This window comes from Peribacillus sp. FSL R5-0717 (assembly GCF_038002945.1).
GTDB classification, from domain to species: Bacteria; Bacillota; Bacilli; order Bacillales; family DSM-1321; genus Peribacillus; species Peribacillus frigoritolerans.
In genome coordinates, this window is the sequence record NZ_JBBOOF010000001.1 from 5,375,021 (window position 1) to 5,395,435 (window position 20,415).

The following is a 20,415-nucleotide window of genomic DNA, read 5'->3' on the forward strand; positions in this document are numbered from 1 at the left end:
CTCCCCCAAATGTAGTATTCATCATCTACTATAACTCAACAAACTGTAATAAAGATTACAATTTTCACTTTTTTACGAATTATCAGCTTAGAAAGTTAAATTCACTTTTAATTTCCCTCGCACACTATTAATGAACCAAATTTCCTCAGCGTTATTGAGGTCAGCCTTTGAAATGTTTTTTACCTTGATTTCCTTCTTCCTGATCAATTCTTGACGAAATGTTCCTGCAAGCAGACCTGATTCCACAGGAGGGGTATAGAGGTCACCATTTATCTTTACCACTACATTTCCGTTCGTGAATTCCGTGATGTATCCTTCTTCATTCCAAAGCAGAACATCCTGGAAGTCGGGATTATTCATTTGAAAGCCTTCATAGATATCACGATTGGTGGTCTTATGAAATAGAAATGGATTTGCCTTTGATATTGGAGCTTCAGCCAGTATGGCCTTGAATTCTGGATCAAGGGGCTTGATTGCTTGTCCCAAGACTTCAATTTCACCATTTTCATGTAGTAGTACCCTTACTTTTTGCAGCGTCCCATGGTTTATTTCCGCATACTTTTGGAGTCGATCTCTAAGATACAATTCAGAGAATCGATAATCGAAGTACTCAGCGGATTGTTTCATCCGGTCGATATGATCATTCAACAAATAATATTCACCATCGCTGAGCTTTATCGATTCCAATAGTTTGTAAGCAGGCCGTTCAACCGTTAATAATTTGGCTTTTAAAAAGGCTTCGTCATATTCTTCCGATAACTCGGAATCCCAAGTGATCCCCCCGCCAACCCCATACTCGGCTTTCCCTGTTTCCTTATCAATCACGACCGTACGAATCGGCACATTAAAAACGGCTTCGGATTCAGGAGTGATAAACCCGATTGCACCGCAATAAACTTCACGCGGTGAATTCTCGATATCAGCGATGATTTCCATCGTTTTAATTTTAGGTGCCCCTGTTATCGATCCACAAGGAAAAAGGGCCTTGAATATATCAATGATTGTTGTTCCTGGATTCGTATCGGCTGTAATCGTGGATGTCATTTGCCAAACGGTCGGATATTTTTCAATTGCCTTAAGTTGTGGAACTTCGACGCTTCCTGGTTCCGCAATCATTCCCAAATCATTTCTTAGCAGGTCCACAATCATGTAGTTTTCAGCTTGATTCTTTTCCGAGGCTGCCAACCATTCAGCATTGAGCTGATCCCCTTTCAGTGTCGTTCCCCGCTTTACCGTTCCCTTCATGGGCCGAGTAATCAGCTGACCATCTTCCCAACGAAAAAACAACTCAGGTGAAGCCGATAGGATTCGATGTGAACCCACGTTCAAATATGCACTATAGTTCGAGCGTTGGGCTCTCTTCAAACGTTCAAAAAAAGCTAAGTCATCTCCTTCGAACTGAGATTGCAAACGCATCGTATAATTGACTTGGTATGTGTTGCCTTTCTTGATTTCTGATTTTATTCTTTGAAATCCAGAACGATAGGCATTTGAATCCGTTTCTGATTGCCATTCAGCTAAATGAAAAGCCCCGGTCATTTTTTCAGGTATTTCCGCTTCCGGTTTATCAAAAATCCCGAACCATAATAATGGCATTTTGGCTCCATCTTTAACTTTAAAGGATTGTTCAAAAGCAGGTGCCGCTTCATAGGAAACATATCCCGCTGCATAATTCCCCTGTTCGATCGCTTCCTGGACTTTTTGGAATTGGGGAAGGACATCCTCAATTGAATGGGCGGTGATCACTTTTTTCGGATTCGCAAAATATAGTGGCCTGCTGTCACCTTGTTTATCTGTGAAGTGAAATATTAAGGATAAAGGATCTTCTCGTTTCATTACTCTCTCCTAACTTTGTTTATGAAGCCAATCGGTATGTATTTTTATAAAAAAGCTTGCAGACACGGGATCTGCAAGCTCATTCTTTAACAATTATTTCATTCCAGTAACCTCTGCAATGATTTCATAAGAACGAAGGCGTGCATCCTGATCATAAATGGCAGAGTTTATAATCATTTCATCCGCCTGTGTTTCATTTAAGAATCCCTGCAACTGCTCTTTTACCTCTTTTGGATTACCTATAATGGAAGCGTTCAACTGCTTCATGACAATGGCTTTTTCATATTCTGTCCAAAGGCCTTCCATCGTATCAACTGGAGGAGCTAGTTGGCCGGGTGTGTTCCGTATCAAATTCAAGAACTGCTGTTGATATGATGTAGCAATCCTTTGTGCTTCTTCCGTAGTATCGGCTGCAAAAACATTGATACCAACCATGACATAAGGTTTATCTAGAACGTCGGATGGTTGGAAATTATTGCGGTAGCGGGCTAAAGCTGGTTGAGTATTTTCAGGGGAAAAATGGCTTGCAAATGAAAATGGCAATCCCAGCTGTGCTGATAATGCTGCACTGAACCCACTTGAACCAAGCAGCCAAATCGGGATGTCCTGCCCTTCTCCAGGAATGGCGCGAACACGATTATGTTTAGAATCCGCATCTAAATAGCTACGGAGCTGCGCCAATTGTTCAGGAAAATCCTGACCGTTATTACGTACATCACCCCGAAGTGCCATGGCTGTATATTGGTCGCTTCCCGGAGCACGCCCCAGTCCTAAATCTATTCTACCAGGATACATTGCTTCCAATGTTCCAAATTGTTCTGCGATAACCAGCGGTGCATGATTCGGTAGCATTATGCCTCCAGAACCTACCCGAATCCTTTCCGTCCTGCCTGCAACATAGCCTATAAGCACTGACGTTGCAGAGCTTGCAATCCCAGGCATGCTATGATGTTCTGCAACCCAGAAACGGTTGTAATTCCATTGCTCTGCATGTTTAGCTAATTCTACTGTATTTTTAAAAGCTCCCGAAACTGTACCACCTTCAACAATAGAAGCCAGGTCCAGAACGGAAAAAGAAATGTCGCCAAGTTTTTTTGCATATTGATCAGCATTCATATCTTCATCTTCTTTCTTTCAATTATGATAAATCGGACGCAAAGCCATCATATAGAAAATACACAAAAAATGCACATAAAATGCTTAAGGATTAACTGTTAAGAATTTCCTTGGAAATCAATCGAAACGAATTAAGCCGATCCTCCAACTTATGAGTGATGGTTATCAGCATGATTTCATCTGCCTGATATTTCTCCTGAATTGTCAATAGGCGATCCTTAACTTGTGAAGGGGTACCAAAAATCAGTTTTTTATGCATGGTTTCCATCTGTGTTTTTTCTTTTTCAGTCCATTCATGATTCCTTACCTCTTCTATACTTGGAACTTGCTTTCTTTCCCCATGCCCACTTTGAATTTTCCACAGGGTGTTGCTGAGGGCGATTTCTTTCGCATATTCTTCCGTTTCAGCACAAATGGCCGATACCGTAATAATCGTTTTAGGTGCTTTGAGTAACCCTTTTGTTTGAAAGTGCTCACGGTACTGTTTAAAACTCTGCACGCCATCATTTTCGCTCATGAATTCCCCAAACGCGTATGCAGTTCCATTCTCAGCGGCAAGTTTTGCACTTTTCCCGCTTGTTCCCAATATCCATGGTTCTGGGGATACCATTGGGATAGGAGCAGCAGAGACATTTGAAAACGGATGTTCTTTCGGAAATTCATCTCTTAAAAAATTCAACAATTCTTGAACAAGTTCGGGCATTTTGTATACATTCTGAAGGAAATTATCGGATAAGGCCATCGTTGCTTCGGCAGATCCACCAGGAGCACGTCCCATTCCGATATCAATCCGGCCTGGAAAAAGCGTGGCTAGCATATTATATGTCTCTGCTATTCGGTATGGCTTATAATGTGGAAGCAGTACTGCCCCTGATCCAATCCGGATATTTTTTGTTTGTGAACCAATATAGCTTATCAAAACCTCTGGAACGGAACAGGCCAAGCCAGGCAAATCATGATGTTCAGTAAACCAGATTCTGCTATAACCCAGCCTATCTCCTTCTTGAGCTAGTTGAAGTGAAGCCTGCAAAGCTTCTTGTGCTGATTGCCCGGATGCAATCGGGGATTGATCCAATATGCTCAATTTCAATTTGTTACCTCCTTTCTTGGCTTTCGTAACTTAATCGTAAATCATTACCACCCGAAAGTCGCCTGAAACGCTTGCTTTGTTAGTTTAGTTTGCAGCCTTTAGCAGAAAATATAAGGAGTTGAATCCAAATTAGGGAGTATAAGTAAATTGTATATTCTAGCGAGGTGTTTGGTTTAATACACTAAGGACGCAAGTGACTCAAATAATCATCATTTATTCTAGCGAGTTCTTTTTAAGGATTTATGTAAAAAAGAAAAGCCCTTTTAAGGGGCTTTCCAAAGCTATTCACTTTTTTTGAATTGAGATAGTAATTCATCCGCCATGATTTTTGAATCCAAACGAGCCGCTATATATGGGGGCTGAACCCGATTATTGGACTCCACGGGCAAACCTAGCCAAATAACTCGATGATCAAAGATGATAAAGGAAAAGGAAATAGGTGAACAAATAAAATGATCCAAGTTGATATCAGGATTTCTTTTTGCTGATATGATCGTCAATTTCACTGCAGGGTTCCGTTTCATTAAATATTGCTGCCATTCTTCTGACAAACTGTTCAAATCCGGTACAGCGATAACCATGTCATGTTTTGTTGTTTCAATATCTTCCTGAAAGTCCCCCAATTTACGGGCATGCATCCATCGTAATTTCGGGTGCTGGTGGTTAACCCATTTTCCAATGTCTTTCTTTGATACAATCTGATCATTTTGAATTTGATGATCGACAAGCTGACGAAGTGTTTTACTGCGATAAACGTGTTTGTTAACAAACGAAGTGTCACATACATGTACGAACTTACCTTTAGTCCTTGTTATGGCCACGTTAATCAGCCTTTCACTTTCTCTCCCTGTCAATAACATTCCAGCCCTGTTTTGCGGATAACTATCTACTGTGTCAAAGATCATCATCTCACGTTCACTTCCCTGGAAACGATGTACAGTTGCAGCGATGATATCCGCAGTTTGCCGTTCTTTTTCATATAAGTCATCCAATAGCTTTTCCATCAATTCTGCCTGAGCCCGATATGGTGCGACATAACCAATTGACCTTGAACCGCCCACATAAGCTTCATGAATCAACTGAAAAGATAAAAGCAATTGCCATAAATTCATTCTCGAGTGGGATGTCCGTTCAGTGATGCAATATTCCCCTGCTAAGCTAGTATCAAGAAGTGCCGATGCCCTATTGGCAAACGGTTCCGCCAGCATTATGCCCTCCCTGCTAGTCGCAACACTTTTATGATCGCCAACAAAATTGTTATAGACGACACGATTAGTGAATGCTGAAATATCCGGATGCATGCGGCGCTGTTCCTTTAATAGGAATAAATGGGGATGGAGTTCTCCTTCTTCAACAGACTGGGCGACACCGGCCCGATGAAATATGTCTTCCTTCAGCCAAAGTTTCACGAGGGAATCACGAGCCGAAGCAATGGGCGGCAATTGTTTGAAATCACCACAAACGATAATATGCTTGGCTAGCGCTGCAGCAAAAGCCACCTGAGGAACGTAAGCCATACTTGCTTCATCCAAGATGACCAGATCATACTCCTTTTGATAAACCGTTTCGTCATTTGCGGCTTTAGCTAAGGTCGTCCCGATTACTTTTGCTTCTTTTACGAATTGAATCTCTTTTTGGCGGATTTTCTCCAATACTTTGGCCAGCTTTTTCTCTATCTCAATTAACTGATCTGTATCCCTTTTACTGAAGGAACCTGCCAAATCATATTTTAAAAGACGTTTTTCTTCGCCAAGTTCTTCTTTTTCTTTAATTAATGTCGGTTCATGTTTACCTAATAATTGCTCCGTAACAATATCATCATGGATAGCTAGTGATTCACCGATTTGAGTTCCATAGCGAAGCACATCGCCTTCTTTGAAACGATCTTTCTTTTTAATGAATGATGAAATTTCAGCCATCAAAACATCTACAGCCTGGTTGCTATGGGACAAAACCAGAACTTTTTTAGCTTGTAAATAATGATTGGCTACTGTACGAGCCAAAGTATAGGTTTTTCCTGTACCAGGCGGTCCCCAAACAAAAGTGACAGGATTGAACTTCGAGCGGGAATATAATTCTTTCACACTGCTTTGTTTTTCAGTTAAAGGATGTTTTTGCGGCATGGACGGATCCATCAGGCGCTTGATTCGAAGCCTTTTCCTTTTACTCCTCTTGATTTCATCCAAGCGGATGATCAATTGCTCCAGCAATTCCCAGGGATCATGGTATAAAAAGGCTTCACTGATGATATCGCCTAACGAGCGATCAAAAACAATGATTATACTTTTCCCTTCCGATGAGAGGATCCTTCCATCCTGTTTAATCCCTCCCCATTCAAGTCGAACGAGGGAACCGACAGGGATTTTTACCGATGAACCTGTTTCAAAATAATAGTTGAAGGAACCGTCGCTTGTAAGCAGATGGCCGTTCGAAACCAAGTATTTTGTGCTGCCATATTTTTTCAAATGCAGGATTTCAAGTTGAAGTGCCTGCTGCCATTCTTTTATATAATTAACTGTCGAATTCATTTTTCACTTTCCTCACAAAATATGCCATTGTAGTACGAAGAAACTGGCCCATTGGCTAGGCTCCGATGTTGAAAATAACGCTGTCATCATGACTTTTTTCGCGAATTAACTGTTTCTTTTGCATATAAAATAAGGCCCAATCTATTGATTGGGCCTTTCATACGCCAATGTTTTAACTATAGCATTTTTTATAACATCATACCATGGGCTCTTTTGGAAGAAATGGTTTAGATTAGCCTTCTGTCAACTCACTGAATTGGTCGACGAGATCACTGAAAATCTTCATTGCATTTTCGATTGGCTCAGGTTTCGTTAAATCTACTCCTGTTTTCTTAAGCAGCTCCAATGGGAAATCGGAACTCCCGCTTTTCAAGAAAGTCAAATAACTTTCAAGTGTTTTTTTGTCCCCAGAAAAGATCTTATCAGCGATCGTAATGGCTGAAACGTAACCAGTAGCATATTTGTAGACATAAAACGGACGATAAAAGTGTGGGATGCGTGACCAGCCGTACTTCACTTCTTCATCGAAACTTATTTCATCTCCATTATATGCACGAAATATCGTTTCATAGGCTGTATTAAAAACCTCGGCATTTAGAGGTTCTTCATTTTCAGCTTTTTCATGTACAATCTTTTCGAACTCCGCAAACATCACTTGTGTAAAGAATGTCCCTTTAAAACTATCTATGAAATGGTTAAGTAAATGTTTTTTCTTTTGTACGTCTTTTGTTGTCTTAATTAAATGGCGAATCAAAAGGATTTCATTCACAGTGGAAGCAACTTCAGCGACAAAAATGGAATACCCAGCACTTATTTGCGGTTGGTATTTTGAGCTATAGTATGAATGCATGCCATGTCCAGATTCATGTGCAAGTGTAAATACACTGTCTAAATCATCACGATGATTTAATAGGATGAAAGGGTGAACACCATAAAGTCCTAAATTGTAAGCACCTGAACGTTTTCCAGGTGTTTCCCTGACGTCGATATACCTGTTTTCCTTAAAGGTTTTAAGGATTGTGATATACTCTTCGCCAAGTGGCTTTAGTGCCTCCACCATCAAAGCAAAACCATCATCGTAAGAAATCTCCTCTTTAGCCCCTTCGACTAATGGTACACTTAAATCATAAGCACGTAATTCTTCTACACCCAGCAATTTTTTTCTTAAATGAATGTATTTATGCATGGGTCCGATATTTTGCTTAGTAGACATAATCAAATTATCATAAACCTCTTTTGGCACTTGATCTCCAAATAAGGATTTTTCCAAGGCATATGGATAATTTCTCAGCTTTGAAAGATTCACATTATTTTTGATTGCCGTTGCAAGTGTGGAAGCGATTGTATTCTTCAATTGTACATATGGCTGATAATATGCGAAATAAGCCTCTTTTCTTTTTTCCCGATCATCATCTTCAATCAATTTGGAATACATTCCTCGGGTCAGCTCTACCCTCTCGCCGTCTTCATTCGTAACTTCCCCAAATTTTATATCAGCATTGTTGATCATTCCGAACGTTTTTTGTGGAGCTGAAAAGGCTTCGCCTATTTGCGAAAGCACCTCTTCTTGTTCTTTCGTTAATACATGGGCTTTATAGCGGAAGGAATCCAGTAAATCCTCTTCAAAATATTTCAAACCCTCGACTTCATTTATGTACCCTTTTAATGTTTGTTCTTCCAGGCTAAGAAGAAACGGCATGAAGAACGCAGAAGCATTACTTATTTTCTGCCCTAACTTACCAGCTCGATCCAGCAATGCTTGTGATGAGGTGACCCGTGTATCCAAATCGGCTTGAAGCATGGCAAATACATATAGCTTGTTATAAATGTACCCAACTTCTTCACTTAACCGTAAATACTCGAATAAATCTTGAGCTGACTGAATATGCCCATCGTAGGTTTTTAATTTTTCTGTCATCTTCAGGACTTCTTGATAATCTTTTTCCCAATTAGCCTGATCTTCGTAAATATCCTTTAAATTCCAAGTTTCTTCTATCTTTAATTCGTCACGTGATTTAAACGTTTGCATATCGTCTGCACTTCCTTTCATGCTTATAGCTTACCCTTTATTATAATCGACTTTCAGAAAAATCTGCATAGAAAAACCAGTATGCTAAAAATACATACTGGTTTTCCTTTAAAAAAATTAGAATTTTGCTGCAGTTTCAGCAACTTTCGCCAATCCTTCTGCCACGATGTCCTGTGAGCGATCTGGGTATTGATTATGTCCCTCGATTACGACCGTTTCTGGGTTTTTAATGCCCCATAAGTTTAGATTCATCGTTACGTATTTCTCTGCCATTTCGCCAGCTTCCATTCCAGGCAATGCATAATCGGATCCGCGTGCATTAAGTAAAGCCACTTTTTTATCTCCAGCTAAGCCAACTGGGCCTTCAGCTGTATATTTGAATGTTGTTCCCGCTTGGGCAAGATAAGAAATATAAGTTACCAATGGTGCCGGAACCGTTGCGTTCCATAGCGGGAAGGCAAATACTACTTTATCGGCAGCAAGGAATTGATTCAAGTATTGTTGCACGATATCAGCAATTTCCACTTCTTCTTCAGTCAATTCCATGCCTTGGTTGCGTTTATATAAGGCAGTGATTGCAGTATTTCCGTAATAAGGCAAATTCAATTCAAATAAATCCAATTCAGTTATTTCATCGCTACTATTTGCTTCCTTATATGCGTTCAAAAACGTTTCATACATTTTGACACTGATTGCTTGATCCGCTGGGCGGTCATTTGATTTAACGAACAATACTTTAGACATTTTCGTTCCCCCAATTGTTAATTTTGTATAATTAATAAAAATAGCATTTAATCCATATATCTCGAATTAACTGCAATTTCTACTTTCACATTATAAAACTGAAAATCCAATAAGGCAAGGATTATGTTTTTTATTTTCAAACGCAAAAAAAAACCGAGAGCAATTTGCTCACGGTCACTTTAATTGTTTATGATGGAAGGGACACTTACCTTTTATCGGTTCTATATCATCCCCTATAAAAAATTGTTTCCATTCATTATGATTTACATCGCCAAAGTGACTGATATCAGGATGCTTCGGGAGATTATCCCATTTCTCCACCCGTTCCCGGACCTTTTCCCGCGACATGATTCCGCCTTTTTCCGTTCCTTCCAATCCTTCAAAGATCATCCGGGGCTGGAAACCAAGGACGAGGCTATTTCCTAAATCGCGAGTTTTACGCTGTTTATAAGCAGGTGCATTACCAAAGACAAAGATTGGTTCCCCGGCAAAATGATAGTCCCATAAATAATGATCCGGATCTTTCGGCTTTTCAATTGGCCAAGGTTTTTCATCCGCTTGATGCAGATATTGCAGGATCTCCCAAAACCTTTTACGGTAAAATTCTATATCACCCTCTATCGAATCAGGCTCCATAAAAACGAAAAGTCCATGCCTTATATATGGTGGTTCCTGAAATAAATCAAGAAAGCTTTCCACTGCTTTAGGGAGATTGGACCAATCTTCCTGTGTGATATAAGCATAACGAAGTTCCCCTTTATTTTCAGCTTTCATACCAAAATAACAAGGAAAGGTTTTATCGGTCACTGTTTCATGGAATGTTTGATATTCCTTGATTAGCCATTGCGGCACTCGATCGGGATTTGTCATATCTTCTTTTGTTAACAAACTTGAATTCGCAGTCAGCATCATTTTCTCCTTAATCGTCGTTTTATTATATGTTACCCGCTTTAAATAAACTAAAACTTCTTCCAATTGGAAATCAGGTTTATCATTTTCATTTCATTAGGATAACCTAAGAAAAAAATAGGAGGAGGTATTGCTAAATGGCAAGGAGAAGGAAAATATTGGTATCTGAAGCACAACAAGGTCTTGATGATTTAAAAGCCAAAATCGCTGGCACAAAGAATCCCGAAGAGGCAAAGTTTGAAGTAGCAAAAGAACTGGGCGTACCGTTGAAAAAAGACTATAACGGTGAACTGACATCCAAGCAGAATGGAAAAATAGGCGGAAAGTTAGGCGGAGGCATGGTCAAGGAACTTATAAAGATGGCACAGGAAAACTTAGGAAAAAAACATTAACCACAGTCTATCACTGTAGTTCTTAGACATCAGATAAAGAAATGAACTTTTGAATGGTAAAATTCGGGACTTAACACGTTACAACGCAATAAAAGCCAACCTTTACGGGCTGGCTTTTTTAGATCAGTTAATTCTTACGGGTGAAACTCTTGAAACAACTGACATTATTAATTCCTCCGACATCGGGTAATTAGCGGCAGCTGGGTCGGTCATTACTGCTTTCAGAATTCTTTCCATATCCGACTGGTTAATTTCATAGGCGCTGAAGTCGGAGGGCAGCCCAAGATCAGATAGGAAAACACGTAGCTTTTCTACCACTTTCGCTAAGATCCTTTTTGAATCTTCATCCTGTACTTTCACACTAAAGGCTTCAGCTATCAAATGGGCCTTTTGTAGATATAAATCCGGGATTGATTCCATGACGACCGGTAATAATACGGCATTGGCCAGTCCATGCGGAATACGGAATAACGCCCCATATGCGTGGGCAAAGTTATGAACAGGAATCGCATTCAATGCACTACAAAATGCAGTGATTCCCATCATGCTTCCATGCAGCATTTCCATTCTAGCCTCAATATTCGTTCCATCCTTTACGGCCCTCGGTAAATTTCTTTCAATAACTCGAATGGCCTGATATGCATATGCATCGGTTATTGATGTCGCAGCAGGTGAAATGATCGCTTCAATTGCATGTGTCAATGCATCGGCACCAGTAAACGCCGTAATGTCAGACGGCAGTCCGACTGTTAACTCGGGATCTAGAATCGCAACATCCGAACTTAAAAAAACATTGTATATATTCATTTTGACATTTTTATGTTCGTTATATATGACTGCGATCGGGGATACTTCAGAACCGGTTCCTGCTGTTGTGGCTACGGAAATATGCGGGATATTCATGGATTGTGCTTTTGGAAAACCCTCATATAGAAAACCGCTTGGTATTGAATCATTTATATCCGTAATTCCTTTATATAATCCGTATTTCAATGCTTTTGCGGTATCGATGACACTCCCTCCACCAATGGCAAGGATGGCATCGGCATGAACTTCGCGTGCATATTTCAATGCTTCGTTTACACATTTACTCGCTGCGTCTTGTGTTACACCCAGAAACTGTCCAACTATTTCAGCTTTGGCACCCAATTTCTGCTGCTCAAAAGTTTCGGCAACTTTTTTAACGACGCCTGCATTTTCCAAGCCAGCATCGCTCACGAGCAGAATCCTTCTTGCCCCAAGACCATTGAATAGGGCCGGAATGATTGAACGAGTGTTAGTACCACTGTAAACCGAAGACCTTAACCAAAAATTCGAATGAGCATTTACCTTCATATCGTTTCACCTCGGATTTAATAGTCTATATTCGCAGTTAAGGATCGTTCATACGCTGCATTCAAGTTCCTAATGGCCATCCATTAACGAATGTAAACTTACAGTATGCTTGTATCTTATTTCGGCATTATAGCACCCCATATTCCTTTTCATTGCTTTGATAGATTTCTTCAATCCCTTTCCCTTTTGCCCTGGCTAATATCTCCATCCGCACTGATAATTGTTTCAGGGTAAAATTCAATACAGCTTGTTGGTCATTACCAAAGGGATTTCCTAACCGATCATATCCCTCTGTATTTAACGTGATGGCCAGTGGTGAAAGCTCCTCCATCCTCTTTTCAACCTGTTTATAGATATGTGGATGTTCACTGATGATTCGCTGCAGCAGGAAAGTCCCATATGCAATATGGCGTGATTCGTCCTTCTTCAAAAAACCCACACCTTTTAATAAACCAGGCATCATTTTATTAGCTTCGAGAGTCTGATAGAACCCGAAATATCCAGTTTCTGCAAGAACGCCTTCGGTAAACATATTATAAACAGTGGCTGCTTCTGCAAGGGCTTCTGGTGATTGATCGGTTAAAAGTTTCTCCATCGTTTCAGGCAAAATTTCATAAAAAATCGATTTATAAGTGTCTGAGTGATAAACCGTCAAATCACCCGTTTCACCAATTTGATCTAATGTATAGCGAAAGAACTCCATATGCTTCGCTTCCTCGAACAGAAATGTCGTTAAGTACATTTCTTCTTCGATCCGGCCTTCTTTGGCTATAGTCATTATGAGCGGCAGCAAATCCAAAGTCACGGCTTCTTCCCCGCCCTGAAAAAGGGATATGATCCGTAATAACACTTCCCTTTCAATGTCAGTAAATGACTTCCAATCTTCTTTATCCTGGCTGAAATCAATGTCTCGAGGATTCCATATACCGAATTTCTTTGCCTTTTGGTAAAGTTTAAATGGTAGGGTATCTTCTCTAAAACTCCTGCTTGTGGTCGTTAAACTCTTTCTTTTCATGGTAATGCCTCCTTGAAATTATGAACTTTAAACTTTTGAATCTCTAAGGATTTTTTAATTTGTAAGAGTTTTCATTATATTGTAAGATATTAGTAGCATTTATCCTAGTACTGAAAATGTAGGGAGGAATTAAGTCGAATGCTTGAGGAAACTCTAATGAAACATGTAAAAAAGATTTCCCAACAAAAAGATATGGCAAATAAATCACAAATGATCGTAAAGGGCTGTGTGGATTTTTTTTCATTTCAACGAGCATCTTTATTCAGTTACTCATGTTTAACAGGAATGGGTGAAGGAATTTGTGCATGTACAAGTGAAGATACTTTTTCATTACATAATGTTAGGGAAAATATTCATGATATATACCCGATCCACCAAGCAGTCATCCATAACAAGCCCATATACTTAACCATCCAGCATGCGAAATCCACCATCCCTGCAAAATACGTTAAAAGATTTTCCATCTCTTCATTGGCAATCATTCCGATAATTGTGAATGACTTGGCCATCGGTTTAGTGTTGGTTGACCCCATTCACACCAACGAGCCCGTTACCAAGAATGATTTAATGAAGCTTTCCCATTATTTGAAACTGGCTGTCAGTTCAACATTCGATTCCGCCCCTCCCACTTACCTTCTAAGCAAACGTGAAGTGGAGGTCCTTCAATATTTAGCGAATGGGATGGGATTAAAGCAAATGGCACCAAAAATGAGCGTTAGTGAATTTACTGTCAGAGATCATATTTCTTCTGCCATCAGGAAATTGGGAGTGAATCACCGGACCGAGGCCGTCGCAGTTGCCATAAGGCACAAAATGATTATCTGAAAGCAAAAAAAAACCTTCTAAGAAGGTTTTTTTAAGTATCATTGAGTCACTTTTTCTTCAACTTTCGTAGTCCAGCTCAACTCGTCTGTGACTTTACCTGTTTGGACACCTGTCAGTGTATCATAAAGCTTTCTGGAAAGTTCGCCCGTTTCTCCGCTTTGAACAATCATTTCTTCACCATTCCATAAAAATTCACCAATTGGTGATATGACCGCGGCTGTTCCCGTTCCAAAGGCCTCTTCCAAGTGACCCAATTTATAGGCTTCATGGACTTCCTCCATCGAGATGCGTCTTTCCGACACGGGAAGACCCCAATGTTTCAGCAATTCTATAATGGAATCACGAGTAATACCCGGAAGGATGCTTCCATTTAAAGCAGGGGTGATGATTTCACCATTAATTTTGAAGAAAACATTCATGCTTCCAACTTCTTCGATATATTTTTTCTCCACTCCGTCTAACCAAAGAACTTGAGCATAACCCATCTTTTCGGATACTTCCTGGGCTTTTAGGCTCGATGCATAATTACCGCCCGTTTTGGCTTCACCTGTACCTCCATTAACTGCACGTGTAAAAGCTGACTCCACTGCAATTTTAACTGGATGGATGCCTTCTTTATAATACGATCCCACTGGTGACATGATGATGATGAACTGATACTTATTCGATGGAGATACTCCAAGATAAGGCTCAGTAGCTATAATGAATGGCCTGATATATAAAGATGTCCCTTCTGCCTGGGGAACCCAATCCTTATCAACGCTAATTAAAGTCTTTAAGGCCTTCAACGCGAAATCAACGTCGACATCCGGTATGCATAATCGGCTATTCGAACTATTTAAGCGTTGGAAATTCTTTTCCGGACGGAATAAGATAATTTCATCCTCAGGTGTTGCATATGCCTTCAATCCTTCAAAAACGGATTGACCATAGTGAAAAATCATAGCTGACGGCTCCAATGAGAGCGGTTGATAAGGAACAATTCTTGGATCATGCCACCCTTGCCCTTGTGTGTAATCCATAATAAACATATGATCGGTAAACTGCTTACCGAACTCAAGCTGGTCCGCTTGTGGTTTTTCTTTCTTTGTTGTACTAAGCGTGATTTGCATGTCATGTTCCTTCATTACCAAAACCCCTTGTTGATTAAATTTACAAGATTTCACTTCCATAAAATCTATCTTTCATTAGTTTACTCCTATAAGGAATCATAGTTCAAGCCTTTAAGACGAAATTTTCGGAATTTTTTAAAATAAATTGGTTTTTCTTTGATTTCCAGACTATGATTCCTGAAAAAAGAATCAATTATTCCTGAAACCACTAAAAATATCAATTCCGAGTGGTACGCTAATATGTCTTGAATATTAGATTAATTTTATCAAAATAATCACTATAAAGCCAATGAGAATAATTCTGGTTCATCGCACCTTTAGAGTAAATTCAATCATTTACCTTTTATAACCAGGAAAATCGATAAATGAAAAGACTTTTGGGCAGATTCGTGAATAATACACCTCAGCAATACCTGCAAACCTTATATGTATATTAAAATCTTTAGAATATATAACATTTATAATCCGAATCCATAAAGTGTTTTTTCCAACTCTAAGCACGAGGAAAATTTTACATGAATTTCAATTTAGTAGTTTACTACTAAATAATATTCTTATATACTTATTCAACAAGATAGATGAAACGCATGCAAAACCTTATATTATAGATAAAACGCATGCTACTTTCTTAATTTTGAAGAAAAGGGGTAACAAGATGACAAAAAACAGATGGTTAATCGCTTTATCCGCTATCGCCATTCACCTATCCATTGGCGGTGCATACGCATATAGCGTTTACAAAAAACCATTAGTCGAGACCATGGGGTGGTCAGAAACTGAAGTAACGTTAGCATTCACAATAATGATGGCGCTTGCAGGAACTTCCGCTGCCTTCTTTGGCAAGTTCGTAGAAAAAAATGGACCACGAAAGTCAGCTATGGTCGCGGCTGTATTATTCGGATTAGGACAAGCCGGTTCCGGTTTAGCGGTAATGGTCGATTCACTTCCGCTCTACCTATTGACTTATGGGGTGTTAAGTGGACTTGGTATGGGGATCGGGTACATTTCACCAGTATCCACTTTAGTCAAATGGTTCCCAGATCGCAGGGGATTGGCAACAGGAATGGCAGTATTAGGTTTCGGTGCCGGAGCTCTCATTACAGCCCCAGTCGCTGCAAGCCTTATGGAATCCGTCGGCATTTATACTACATATTATATTTTAGGCGCAGGCTATTTCATACTGATGTTCTTAGGGGCCTCCTATATTGCACCTCCAAAAGCCAACTGGCTGCCTGAAGGAATGAAGAAAGATATTGAGTCCGGTAAGAAAGAACTGAAAAAAGACTTAAGGCAATTAACTGCAAAAGAAGCGGTTAAAACTAAACACTTCTGGATGTTATGGTCCATGAAATTGATCAATACAAGTGCAGGGATCATGATGATTTCGGTTGCTTCACCTATGGCTCAAGACGTTGTCGGGCTGTCAGTGGCAGGTGCAGCGACATTAGTCGGAATAATGGGAATCTTTAATGGTGGAGGAAGACTTGGCTGGGCAGCGGCATCTGATTATATAGGCCGTCCAAATGTTTTCGTCATTTTCTTCATCATACAAATCGGTGCGTTCCTTTTACTTCCAACGACTACAAATACACTATTGTTCCAAGGGCTCATCTTATTGGTCGTTAGTTGTTATGGAGGAGGATTTTCTAACCTCCCTGCATTTGCCGGGGATTTATTTGGCACTAAGGAAATCGGTGCCATCCACGGTTATCTTTTAACTACATGGTCTCTAGGCGGGGTTTGCGGCCCAATGTTGGTTACTGCAATCAGGGAAAGTACGAACAGTTACATTCCGGTATTCTACGTTTTCGCAGCATTGATTGCGATAGCATTCGCCATTTCCATCTGGTTGCGTCTGGACATCAAAAAAATGCAAAAAGAACAGAAACAAGGGGTAACGAACACATTCAGTAAGATATCCTAATTTAAGAACCATTATAAAAAGGCATGATCAAGTAAAGTTCCTTAACCGGAATTTACCTTTGATGATGCCTTTTTAGTATGTATATGGCCGTATCGGTGCTTTTTGAACTGTAGCACATTGGAATATCATATGGACTAGGTCATCTCCCCTGGGGGCAGTTGTGAGAATAAATTCAGATTATCGACTTATGCACGTAAAGTCAGGTTAAAGTCAAAATGGCCGATATATTTTTTAATATGTCCTTCTTTTTACAGTGAAAGTCTTGTTTTTGTTTCCATATATCAACTTCGTTTGTTCAGGCTATAGCTATTTGAATTCCAAAAATGTTTAAAAAATACGACGAATAAAAGCTGAATGACAAACGTTCCTCCATCTAAAAGTTTTGCACCGAACATTTAATCAAGTTATTTAGTTTAACATTAAGCTAAATCAGGGAATCAAGTAAGAGATGGAATTAGGGGGGATTGTCTTGTGGATCAATAAACCGTTTTTCAAATATGCTTGCGCGATCATTTTGATCATTTTAATTATTTTTTTACTGGGTAAGATTGATTATGTTCTCCTACCGCTGCAAAAAATCATTGCTTCCATGTTTTTCCCTATTATTTTGGCTGGGCTTTTATACTATATATTACGGCCGGTAGTTAACTTGTTAACTGAATTTATCCCGAGGTCAGCTAGCATCTTCACCGTGTTTTTGATTATATTTAGTATGATTGGGATGGTAGGTTACTTTGGCAGTCCTGTAATCGTTGACCAATTTCAAAAATTATCTGAAAACCTCCCCAGCAAAGTCAAGGAATTCTCTAAAGAATCTGAAGTCATGATTGAAAAAAATGATTTTGGCATGGTAAATATGGAAGAGTTGAAAGAAAAAGCGGTCACACATTTGAAAGATTATTCGGAAAAACTCATCGTGAATGTCAATACCATTTTATCCACGATAACTAGTGTATTAACAGTATTGGTCATTACACCATTCATTTTATTCTATTTATTGAAGGATGGAGATAAATTACGACCATTTCTATTAAAATACATACCGAACGATGTAGAATCAGAGGGGAACACAATTTTAAAAGACGTCGATAAAGCCCTCTCTACTTATATTATTGGTCAATTCATCATATCAATTGTCATAGGGACTTTGATGTATGTTGGCTACCTTATTATCGGTCTCGATTATGCACTCGTATTGGCCTTATTCGCCATGATTTTTACCGTTGTACCATTCCTTGGTCCATTAATAAGCATCATCCCCGCCCTTTTCATTGCCTTACAGCAAGACATTGGGCTGGCAGTGAAAGTACTCATTGTCCTTATTGTTGTTCAACAGGTCGAAGGGCACTTGGTTACACCGAATATTATGGGGAAACGGCTTAACATTCACCCGCTTACCATTATCCTATTGCTGCTTGCTGCTGGATCAATATACGGATTCATTGGCATTTTAATCGCTATCCCTACCTATTCCGTAGTAAAAACGATTATAGGGAATTTCAGGAAGTTTCACAGGTTACGGAATAGGGTTCCATAAACAGGAAAAGTTGTCTACACACTTAATTAAAAGAACGATTAAAAATAAAAACAAAAAGCACTCGTTTCAGACTGTAGACCAACTCTTAAGAAAGAGAATTTGCCTACAGTTTTTTCTTTCAAAAAAAGTTCCAGTTTATTTCATAAAACCATAAAAAACCATTATGGAAAACCTATTCTTACTATCATGGTTCGGAATAGTCCATCCCCCCACTTTTTGTAGACAAACTAAAAACGTTGATAGTTGCATCAACGTTTTTTTAATAATTTTTTAACACAGCGTTTAAAAAAGGCTGTGAAGCTTTTCTTTTTGATGACTTGCTGGGTATGAATTTGCTTCTGTATATAAATTTCTTCTTTGTTTATGGCGTTACTTTCCGCTAACACCAGACCCAAATCGGAGTTATGATCTTTGTTTAGGACGATTTTGTAAGGAATATCATGACTCATTGCCAATTTAATATATTTTCCTAGATATTGATAGTCCATCTGACCATTTAAAAACAAATTTGAACGGGGATACTGCTTCATCATTTGCTCTATCTCCGGGTATACATTCGTTTCAAAGACTTGGCTTCTTTTTAAGACGATGACTACGCGTTCCCGTAATGTGCCCAGAAATTCCCTTCGTTCACCAGCTTTGATTTCTTTTGGACCATGGATGCCTTGTTCTAGATAGTCCTCCACCTTTAGGCGTGACAATTCTTTCCCACCTCCGCTTTCCCTTCAATAATGTATGTAATATGGCCAAAAATAGTGCCCATCATTCTTTTGATATTCCTAAAAGCGAAATTGGATCTAAGTTTGACTTTCCCCATAGTTAATTAGTCTACCCTTATTTTTAAAAATTGTCACTTTAGCCTTACTTCATGCATAGGATAGTATATGTGTAAATGTAGGTTGCTTAAATGAGGGACGGGGAAAAACATGAAAAAATTAATTGTATTTGTATTGATTTTCGCCTTTAGTTTTTTGGGGTTCAGTAATACTTCAGGTGCGGCATCAAGACAACTGATTATCATCAATAAAGCCAATAATCAGCTTGCCTATTACGAAAATGATAAATTGGTGAGGGTATTCATCGTGGCGACAGGTAAGAAAGCCTCCTACACTCCTGAAGGAAAATTTAAAGTAGTGACAAAGATTGTGAATCGTCCCTATTATAAAGGCAACATTAGAGGCGGAGACCCAAAAAACCCTCTAGGTAAAAGATGGCTGGGGATCAATGCAAGGAATACACCAGGAAATACGTACGCAATACACGGCAATAATGATTCTACAACCATCGGGAAATATATAAGTGCCGGTTGTATTCGTATGTATAACAATGATGTACAATGGCTTTACGATAGGGTGAGAATGAACACTGTAGTCCTGATTGCCAGTTCGAATAAATCATTTGCCAACATAGCTGCCACAAATGGATTCAAAGTGAGCGGATCTGTGAGCCTGCCGGTAAATACAAACGCTACCCTAAAGAAAGGAAGCAGTGGCCCCCAGGTTATCGAACTGCAAAAAAGATTAACTAAACTTGGATACAGCACTAAAGGAGTAGATGGGTCATTTGGAAAAAACACCGAAACAGCCGTAAAGAAATTCCAAAAGTCCAAAAAACTTACTTCTGATGGAATCGTCGGACCAAAAACAAAAAAAGCACTAGGACTTAAATAATTTTCTCAATGATATCCACTGATTAGAGGATATCTTTTTTATATTTTAACTGTACAACCTATACATTATTACCCATATCGTCTTTAATTTTCCACCATCAGATATTGACTTTATGTTATAATTTATATATCAACAGCTAATCATAATCGCACTGTCATTACATACAAGGAGGTAATACAAATGTACGATGAAATTCTAGTGAATTCCATTAAAGCAATTTTTGTTATCGGCACCATTTCAATGTTTGTGATTTTGGGATTCGTAAAAGGACGCAGGTTTTAACTTTATCCAATCGTTAAAATTTCTTGTATTATTTTCATACAGGTAATCAGGCTATTTTCTCTTTAAAAAAG

Annotated in this window: 16 protein-coding genes; 5 read left to right on the plus strand and 11 right to left on the minus strand. The window is 39.2% G+C overall.

What is annotated here, in order from left to right; genetic code table 11:
* Nucleotides 1-87: 87 nt before the first annotated feature.
* The 7 genes from pabB to NYE65_RS25735 form a co-directional block, all read right to left on the minus strand.
* Nucleotides 88-1,836 carry an aminodeoxychorismate synthase component I gene (gene pabB, locus NYE65_RS25705; RefSeq protein WP_340862050.1) on the minus strand — a complete coding sequence of 583 codons (1,749 nt, stop codon included), beginning with the start codon at nt 1,834-1,836 and terminating at the stop codon, nt 88-90.
* A 93-nt stretch (nt 1,837-1,929) separates the two neighbouring features.
* Entirely contained in the window at nt 1,930-2,952 is a 1,023-nt protein-coding gene (locus NYE65_RS25710) for an LLM class flavin-dependent oxidoreductase (protein ID WP_057277548.1), read from the minus strand.
* 91 nt (nt 2,953-3,043) lie between these two features.
* Nucleotides 3,044-4,042, minus strand: a complete 999-nt coding sequence (locus tag NYE65_RS25715) for an LLM class flavin-dependent oxidoreductase (protein WP_340862051.1) — start codon at nt 4,040-4,042, stop codon at nt 3,044-3,046.
* Between the two features lie 281 nt (nt 4,043-4,323).
* Complete coding sequence (locus tag NYE65_RS25720; protein ID WP_340862052.1) at nt 4,324-6,570, minus strand: AAA domain-containing protein; 2,247 nt, start codon at nt 6,568-6,570, stop codon at nt 4,324-4,326.
* Nucleotides 6,571-6,802: 232 nt separating this feature from the next.
* Nucleotides 6,803-8,599, minus strand: a complete 1,797-nt coding sequence (pepF, locus tag NYE65_RS25725) for an oligoendopeptidase F (RefSeq protein WP_340862053.1) — start codon at nt 8,597-8,599, stop codon at nt 6,803-6,805.
* Nucleotides 8,600-8,716: 117 nt separating this feature from the next.
* Nucleotides 8,717-9,343: an FMN-dependent NADH-azoreductase gene (locus NYE65_RS25730; RefSeq protein ID WP_052137253.1), complete on the minus strand. Its 627-nt coding sequence runs from the start codon at nt 9,341-9,343 to the stop codon at nt 8,717-8,719.
* Between the two features lie 174 nt (nt 9,344-9,517).
* Entirely contained in the window at nt 9,518-10,252 is a 735-nt protein-coding gene (locus NYE65_RS25735) for a YqcI/YcgG family protein (RefSeq protein ID WP_340862054.1), read from the minus strand.
* 137 nt (nt 10,253-10,389) lie between these two features.
* On the opposite strand from NYE65_RS25735, the gene NYE65_RS25740 reads away from it, so the two are divergent.
* On the plus strand, nt 10,390-10,644 hold the full coding sequence (locus NYE65_RS25740; RefSeq protein WP_340862055.1) for an alpha/beta-type small acid-soluble spore protein: 255 nt from the start codon (nt 10,390-10,392) through the stop codon (nt 10,642-10,644).
* A gap of 123 nt (nt 10,645-10,767) precedes the next feature.
* Here NYE65_RS25740 and NYE65_RS25745 read toward each other — a convergent pair whose 3' ends face one another.
* Entirely contained in the window at nt 10,768-11,979 is a 1,212-nt protein-coding gene (locus NYE65_RS25745) for an iron-containing alcohol dehydrogenase (RefSeq protein ID WP_340862056.1), read from the minus strand.
* Nucleotides 11,980-12,106: 127 nt separating this feature from the next.
* Entirely contained in the window at nt 12,107-12,994 is an 888-nt protein-coding gene (locus NYE65_RS25750) for a R2-like ligand-binding oxidase (protein ID WP_328178099.1), read from the minus strand.
* 156 nt (nt 12,995-13,150) lie between these two features.
* Between NYE65_RS25750 and NYE65_RS25755 the strand changes: the two genes are divergently transcribed.
* Nucleotides 13,151-13,819, plus strand: a complete 669-nt coding sequence (locus NYE65_RS25755; protein ID WP_340862057.1) for a helix-turn-helix transcriptional regulator — start codon at nt 13,151-13,153, stop codon at nt 13,817-13,819.
* Nucleotides 13,820-13,857: 38 nt separating this feature from the next.
* On the opposite strand, the gene NYE65_RS25760 is transcribed toward NYE65_RS25755, so the two are convergent.
* Complete coding sequence (locus NYE65_RS25760) at nt 13,858-14,946, minus strand: branched-chain amino acid aminotransferase (RefSeq protein WP_034306982.1); 1,089 nt, start codon at nt 14,944-14,946, stop codon at nt 13,858-13,860.
* Between the two features lie 640 nt (nt 14,947-15,586).
* On the opposite strand from NYE65_RS25760, the gene NYE65_RS25765 reads away from it, so the two are divergent.
* Together NYE65_RS25765 and NYE65_RS25770 are read left to right on the plus strand one after the other, a co-directional pair.
* The gene (locus tag NYE65_RS25765) at nt 15,587-16,855 is read left to right on the plus strand and encodes an L-lactate MFS transporter (protein ID WP_340862058.1); all 1,269 of its coding nucleotides are present in this window, start codon (nt 15,587-15,589) and stop codon (nt 16,853-16,855) included.
* 469 nt (nt 16,856-17,324) lie between these two features.
* Nucleotides 17,325-18,392 (plus strand): AI-2E family transporter, encoded by a 1,068-nt coding sequence (locus tag NYE65_RS25770; protein WP_340862059.1) that lies wholly within the window; start codon nt 17,325-17,327, stop codon nt 18,390-18,392.
* A 248-nt stretch (nt 18,393-18,640) separates the two neighbouring features.
* On the opposite strand, the gene NYE65_RS25775 is transcribed toward NYE65_RS25770, so the two are convergent.
* The gene (locus NYE65_RS25775; protein WP_034306989.1) at nt 18,641-19,093 is read right to left on the minus strand and encodes a YueI family protein; all 453 of its coding nucleotides are present in this window, start codon (nt 19,091-19,093) and stop codon (nt 18,641-18,643) included.
* Nucleotides 19,094-19,318: 225 nt separating this feature from the next.
* Between NYE65_RS25775 and NYE65_RS25780 the strand changes: the two genes are divergently transcribed.
* Nucleotides 19,319-20,062 carry a L,D-transpeptidase family protein gene (locus tag NYE65_RS25780; protein ID WP_340862060.1) on the plus strand — a complete coding sequence of 248 codons (744 nt, stop codon included), beginning with the start codon at nt 19,319-19,321 and terminating at the stop codon, nt 20,060-20,062.
* Nucleotides 20,063-20,415: the final 353 nt, after the last annotated feature.